Genomic DNA, 6,071 nt, shown 5'->3' with positions numbered 1-6,071 from the left:
TCAGGCCCGGCGGCCGGCCACCTGTGCCACGCCCATCAGCGACAGCACCTTCGCTTCGATGTGCTCGGCGTTCATCCCGGCCACCACGTACATCTCCTCGGGCCTGGCCTGATCGATGAAGATGTCGGGCAGCACCATGGAGCGATACTTCAGCCCGGTGTCGAAGACACCTTCCTCGGCCAGAAGCTGCGCGACGTGACTGCCGAAACCGCCCACCGCGCCCTCCTCGATGGTGATCAGCGCCTCGTGCTCGCGCGCCAGCGTCAGGATCAGTTCCCGATCCAGCGGCTTGGCAAAGCGCGCGTCGGCCACGGTGGGCGCGATCCCCCGCGCCGCCAGCGCCTCGGCGGCCTCCAGCACCTCCTTCAGCCGCGCGCCGAAGGACAGGATCGCGACGCGCCCGCCTTCACGGATCATGCGGCCGCGGCCGATCTCCAGCGGCACGCCCCGCTCCGGCATCTCGACGCCGACGCCCTCGCCGCGCGGATAGCGGAAGGCGATGGGTCCCTCGTCATGCTGCACGGCGGTGGCGACCATATGCACCAGTTCCGCCTCGTCCGCCGCCGCCATGACGGTGAAGCCCGGCAGGTTCGACAGATAGGCAACGTCGTAGCTGCCCGCATGCGTCGCGCCGTCCGCGCCCACCAGCCCCGCGCGGTCGATGGCGAAGCGCACCGGCAGGCGCTGGATCGCCACGTCGTGCACCACTTGGTCGTAGCCGCGTTGCAGGAAGGTCGAATAGATCGCCGCGAAGGGCCGCATCCCCCCGGCCGCCAGCCCCGCGCAGAAGGTCACGCCATGCTGTTCGGCGATGCCCACGTCGAAGCAGCGCGAAGGGTAGCGTTCGGCAAAAAGGTCGAGCCCGGTGCCATCCGGCATCGCCGCCGTCACCGCGACGACGCGGCTGTCGCGCGCGGCCTCGTCGATCAGCGCGCGGGCGAAGACCTTGGTATAACTCGGCGCGTTCGACGGCGCCTTCTTCTGCTCGCCTGTGGCCACGTCGAACTTCGCGCGCGCATGGCCCCGGTCCGGCGCGCTTTCGGCCGGGCGATAGCCCTTGCCCTTCTGCGTGATGCAATGGATCAGAACCGGCCCGTCGGCCCGTGCCTTCACCGTGCGCAGCACCGGCAGGAGCTGGTCCATGTCGTGCCCGTCGATCGGGCCCAGGTATGAGAAGCCCAGCGCCTCGAAGAGCGTGCCGCCCACCGCCATGCCCTTGAGCAGGTCGTGCGCCCGGCGCGCCCCCTCGCGGAAGGGCGGCGGCAGCAGGCTGACCGCGCCCTTGGCCGCCTCCCTGAGGTCCTGGAACGGCGCCTCTGCGTAAAGCCGCGACAGGTAGCGCGACATCGCGCCCACCGGCGGCGCGATCGACATCTCGTTGTCGTTCAGGATCACGATCAGCCGCCGGCCAAGGTCCCCCGCGTGGTTCATCGCCTCGTAGGCCATTCCGGCGCTCATCGCGCCGTCGCCGATCACGGCGATGGAATCGCCGCTGCCCTCCGGCGGCGTGCCGCCGAGGTCGGCCGCCACCTTGAAGCCCAGCGCGGCACTGATCGAGGTCGAGGAATGGGCCGCCCCGAAGGGGTCGTAGGGGCTTTCCGACCGCTTGGTGAAGCCTGACAGGCCGTCCTTCTGCCGGATCGTTCCCATCCGCTCGCGCCGGCCGGTCAGGATCTTGTGCGGATAGGACTGGTGGCTCACGTCCCAGATGATCTTGTCACGCGGCGCGTCGAAGACTGCGTGCAGCGCCACGGTCAGCTCGACCACGCCCAGCCCCGCGCCAAGGTGCCCGCCCGTCTGGCTGACCGAGGCGATGGTCTCTGCCCGCAGTTCCTCCGCCAGCTTCGCCAGATCGGCGTCCGAGAGCGCCTTCAGGTCGGAGGGGCTGCGCACCCGGTCAAGCAGGGGCGTCTTGGGGGCGTGGCTCATGCGCGCGGGACTTTCGGCTCAGCTTTCGCGGGAGATAACGAAGCGCGCCAGAGCCTGCAAGGTTCCGGCACCGGCGCCGAACGGCGCCACGGCGTCGCAGGCCTGATCGGCAAGTTCCGCCGCTCGCGCCCGCGCGCCATCGACACCAAGCAGCGAGACGAAGGTCGCCTTGCCGGCCTCGGCGTCCTTCTGCAGGCGCTTGCCGGCCTTGGCCGCGTCGCCCTCGACGTCCAGCAGGTCGTCCGCGATCTGGAAGGCAAGGCCGAGCGCGGCGGCATAGTCGCGGAAGGGCGCGATGTCGGCGCGCGCCATCCGCGCCCCCGCCTCTGCAGCCCAGCCGAAGAGCGCGCCGGTCTTGCCCGCCTGCAGCGCCTCGATCTCGGCCAGCGTGAGCGGCGCCTCGGCGCTCTCGGCGGCGATGTCGAGCGCCTGGCCCAGCACCATGCCCCGCGCTCCCGCCGCGCGCGCGAGCGACAGGGCCAGATCGGCGCGCACCTCTGCCTCGGGGTGGCACTCGGGGCGCAGCACCATTTCGAAGGCGGCCGTCTGCAGCGCGTCGCCCGCCAGCACCGCGGTCGCCTCGTCCCATTTCACATGCACGGTGGGCTGCCCGCGGCGCAGCGCGTCGTCGTCCATGCAGGGCAGGTCGTCGTGCACAAGGCTGTAGGCATGCACCGCCTCGATCGCGCCTGCGGGCCAGAGCGCGCGCGCCTCCGGCACCTCGCACAGCCGCGCGCCTTCCAGCACCAGGAAGCCGCGCAGGCGCTTGCCGCCGCCCGCGGCATGGGCCATCGCGCGCGCAACCGGCAGGTCGCCGTAGGCCGCGAGCGTCGCGGCGAGATGCGCGCCCACCGCCTCTGCCGCCTCCGCGAGGCGTGCCTCGAACACTAGAGGCCCTCTGCCGGCTTGGTCCCCGTCGGTTGCCCCTGCCCGTCGAGGGTGATCTGCGCCACCTTCTCCTCGGCCTCCTTGAGCTTGGCCTCGCAGCGCGCCTTCAACGCCGCGCCCCGCTCGTAGAGCGAGATGGACTGCTCCAGCGCCACGTCGCCGCGTTCAAGATGGGTGACCACCGCCTCGAGCTCGCGCATCGCCTCCTCGAAGCTCATCTGATCCACCGGCTTTTCCTCGGTCATCGCGCGGCCTCCTTCAGTTCGGTGACATGCGCCCGCGTGCAGGCCGCAAGCGCGGTCAGGTCGTAGCCCCCTTCCAGAACCGAGACCAGCCGCCCGCCGCACATCTCGTCGGCCAGCGCGCACAGTTCCCGCGTGAGCCAGACGAAGTCCTCTTCCTGCCAGTCGAGATTGGCCAGCGGATCGTCGGCATGGGCGTCGAAGCCGGCAGAGACCACGATCAGCTCGGGCGCGAAGGCGCGCAGGCGCGGAAAGACCTCTGCTTCGTAGAGCGTGCGCATCCGCGCGCCGTCCGTGCCGGGCGCCAGCGGCACGTTCATGACGTTGTCGTAGGCGCCGGTCTCGTCCCGCGCGCCGGTGCCGGGCCAGAGCGGCATCTGGTGGGACGAGACGAAGAGCGCGCGCCGCTCGTCCCACAGCAGGTCCTGGGTGCCGTTGCCGTGGTGCACATCGAAATCCACCACCGCCACGCGCCCCATGCCGTGATGGTCGAGCGCATGCCGCGCTGCCAGCGCCGCGTTGCCGAACAGGCAGAAGCCCATCGGCGTCTCGGTCTCGGCGTGGTGGCCGGGCGGCCGCATCGCGCAGAAGGCGTTGCGGGCCTCGCCCCCGGCCACCAGGTCGACGGCCCGCACCGCCGCCCCCGCCCCGCGCCACGCCGCGTCGAGCGAGCCGGGCGACAGGAAGGTATCAGCGTCGAGTTGTGCGAAGCCCTCGGCCGGCACGGCGTCGCGCAGCATGTCGATGTAGCTTTGCGGATGGATGCGCAGCAGGTCGTCCTCGGCCGCCATCGGCGCTGTGACGCGCCACAGATCGAGCGGTTCCAGCGCGTGCAGCACATGTTCGATCCGGGCCACCCGCTCCGGGTGCCCCGGCGGCATGACGTGACCGAGCGAGTCGGCATGGGTGAGAAGCGCGGTGGTCATGCCCGGCAGCTAAGCCAAATCGCCGCCTGCATACAAGCGCCCTTCCGGCATGGTCCGGCCCGGCCGCCGCCACAGGCGGCCCACGAAAAGCTGTAGCGGCGCAGCCGCTTCCGCCCGATTGCCGCGCCGGAGGCCCCGCGATGCGCCGGGTGTCTCAGTCGGGCGCCAGCATGTAGCCCTCGCCGCGCACGGTCTGCAGATAGCGCGGCTGTTTCGGGTCCGCCTCGAGCTTGCGGCGCAGGCGGGTGATCTGCACGTCCACCGCGCGCTCCTGCACCTGGCCCCCGTCGCGCCCAAGGTCGGCGACCAGCCGGGACCGGCTGATCGCCTCGCCGGGGCGCTGCGCGAAGAGGCGCATGAGCTGCGCCTCGGTCGTGGTCAGACGCACGGGCTGCTCGCCCCGCCAGAGTTCGCCGCGCGCCACGTCGTAGCGCAACGGTCCCATGTGCAGGAGCTTGGGCAGGCCCGCCTTGCCGTCCGGCTCCGGCAGGCGGCGCAGGATCGCGTTGATCCTGAGCAACAGTTCGCGCGGCTCGAAGGGTTTCGCCAGATAATCGTCGGCGCCCGCCTCCAGCCCTGCAATGCGGTGTTCGGTCTCTCCGCGCGCGGTCAGCAGCAGCACGGGTGTCTCGCGATCCGTCCGCAGGCTGCGGGTGAAGGCGATGCCGTCCTCGCCGGGCATCATCACATCGAGCACGATCAGGTCGAAGTCGAGCCCCGCCAGAAGCCGCCGCGCATGATCCGCGTCGCGCGCGGTCGAGACCAGGAAACCGTTACGGAGCAAGAACTTGCGCAACAGACCGCGCAGCCGCTCGTCGTCGTCCACGATCAGCAGATGGGCGTCCGCGCCGCTCATCCCCGGCCCTCCCTGAGCGCATGGTAATGGCGGCGCATCTCCGGGTCCATCATCGCCTCCAGCACGGTGCGGAAGCCGGCCACCGCCTCGGGCCCGGCCGCGCGATAGGCGGCGCGCATCCGCGCGCGCTGCGCATCCGACAGCTTGCGTTCCAGTTCCGCGCCGCGTTCGGTCAGGTAGAGGTGCCGCTCGCGCTTGTCGGAGCGGCCCACGCGGCTTTCGACCAGCCCGTCGCCGATCAGCGTGCGCAGCACGCGGTTGAGCGACTGCTTGGTGACGCCAAGGATCGACAGGAGGTTGTTGACGGTCGTGCCGGGCGCGCCGTTGATGAAGTGCAGCGCCCTGTGATGGGCGCGGCCATAGCTGTAGTCGGCGAGGATGCGGTCGGGATCGGCGGTGAAGCCGCGGTAGGCGAAGAACATCGCCTCGATTCCCTGCCTGAGTTGCTCGTCGGTCAGGAAGAGCAGCGCTTCGCTGCCCTGCCCTGCGGGGCTGCGTCCGTCACTCATCTGGCCACCTCCTCTCGCGCGGCGACAGCTTACGTCAGCCTTATTGACATTCCAAGTGTCGGTTGGTAGCGAGTCGCGCATTTTGCGCAATATTATGTCCACACCGGACATATCTCGCGCAACAAACGGAAAGCATTGGCGCGGGAAGGGCACCGAAGATGACCGGCTACGATGATCGCGACGGGAAGATCTGGCTTGACGGAGAACTCGTGGACTGGCGCGCGGCCAAGGTGCATGTCCTCAGCCATGCGCTTCACTACGCCAGCTCGGTCTTCGAGGGCGAGCGCGCCTACGGCGGCCGCATCTTCGAAAGCCGCGCCCATTCCGAACGCCTGCGCGCCAGCGGCGCAGCGATCGACATGCCGGTGCCCTGGACGGTGGACGAGATCGAGGCCGCCAAGGCGCAGGTGATGCAGGCCAACGGTCTGGGCGATGCCTACGTCCGCGCCGTCGCCTGGCGCGGCGCGGGCGAGGACATGGGCGTAAGCGCTGCCCGCAACCCCGTGCGCCTTGCCGTGGCCGCCTGGGAGTGGGGTGCCTATTACGGCGACTCGAAGACGCGCGGTGCGACGCTCGACATCTCGAAATGGAAACGCCCCAGCCCCGAGACGATCCCCAGCCATGCCAAGGCCGCCGGTCTCTACATGATCTGCACCATGTCCAAGCACGCGGCAGAGGCGAAGGGCTGCGCCGACGCGATGATGTTCGACTACCGCGGCTA

Annotated in this window: 7 protein-coding genes; 1 reads left to right on the top strand and 6 read right to left on the bottom strand. The window is 70.3% G+C overall.

Translation table 11 applies throughout. The annotated features are described in order from the left end of the window. The 6 genes from dxs to ACLFOB_RS13865 form a co-directional block, all read right to left on the bottom strand. Entirely contained in the window at nucleotides 1–1,929 is a 1,929-nt protein-coding gene (dxs, locus tag ACLFOB_RS13890; protein WP_410926464.1) for a 1-deoxy-D-xylulose-5-phosphate synthase, read from the bottom strand. Between the two features lie 18 nt (nucleotides 1,930–1,947). Further along, the gene (locus tag ACLFOB_RS13885; protein ID WP_410926463.1) at nucleotides 1,948–2,817 is read right to left on the bottom strand and encodes a polyprenyl synthetase family protein; all 870 of its coding nucleotides are present in this window, start codon (nucleotides 2,815–2,817) and stop codon (nucleotides 1,948–1,950) included. Next, a complete protein-coding gene (locus ACLFOB_RS13880; protein ID WP_410918562.1) occupies nucleotides 2,817–3,062 on the bottom strand; it encodes an exodeoxyribonuclease VII small subunit in 246 nt (81 codons plus the stop codon). The genes ACLFOB_RS13885 and ACLFOB_RS13880 overlap by 1 nt, the downstream gene beginning before the upstream one ends. Further along, nucleotides 3,059–3,985, bottom strand: a complete 927-nt coding sequence (locus tag ACLFOB_RS13875; protein ID WP_410926462.1) for a histone deacetylase family protein — start codon at nucleotides 3,983–3,985, stop codon at nucleotides 3,059–3,061. Before ACLFOB_RS13875 ends, ACLFOB_RS13880 begins: the two co-directional genes overlap by 4 nt. A gap of 154 nt (nucleotides 3,986–4,139) precedes the next feature. Beyond that, nucleotides 4,140–4,841: a response regulator gene (locus tag ACLFOB_RS13870; protein WP_410926461.1), complete on the bottom strand. Its 702-nt coding sequence runs from the start codon at nucleotides 4,839–4,841 to the stop codon at nucleotides 4,140–4,142. Then, nucleotides 4,838–5,350: a MarR family winged helix-turn-helix transcriptional regulator gene (locus ACLFOB_RS13865; protein WP_410926460.1), complete on the bottom strand. Its 513-nt coding sequence runs from the start codon at nucleotides 5,348–5,350 to the stop codon at nucleotides 4,838–4,840. The genes ACLFOB_RS13870 and ACLFOB_RS13865 overlap by 4 nt, the downstream gene beginning before the upstream one ends. A gap of 158 nt (nucleotides 5,351–5,508) precedes the next feature. Between ACLFOB_RS13865 and ACLFOB_RS13860 the strand changes: the two genes are divergently transcribed. After that, the coding region (locus ACLFOB_RS13860) for an aminotransferase class IV (RefSeq protein ID WP_410926459.1) at nucleotides 5,509–6,071 on the top strand (563 nt) is incomplete at its 3' end.

It is taken from the genome of Rhodosalinus sp., assembly GCF_046542825.1.
Classification (GTDB): domain Bacteria; phylum Pseudomonadota; class Alphaproteobacteria; order Rhodobacterales; family Rhodobacteraceae; genus Rhodosalinus.
The sequence above is the reverse complement of the archived record's forward strand: the minus strand, read 5'-3'. Positions and strand labels throughout refer to the sequence as shown.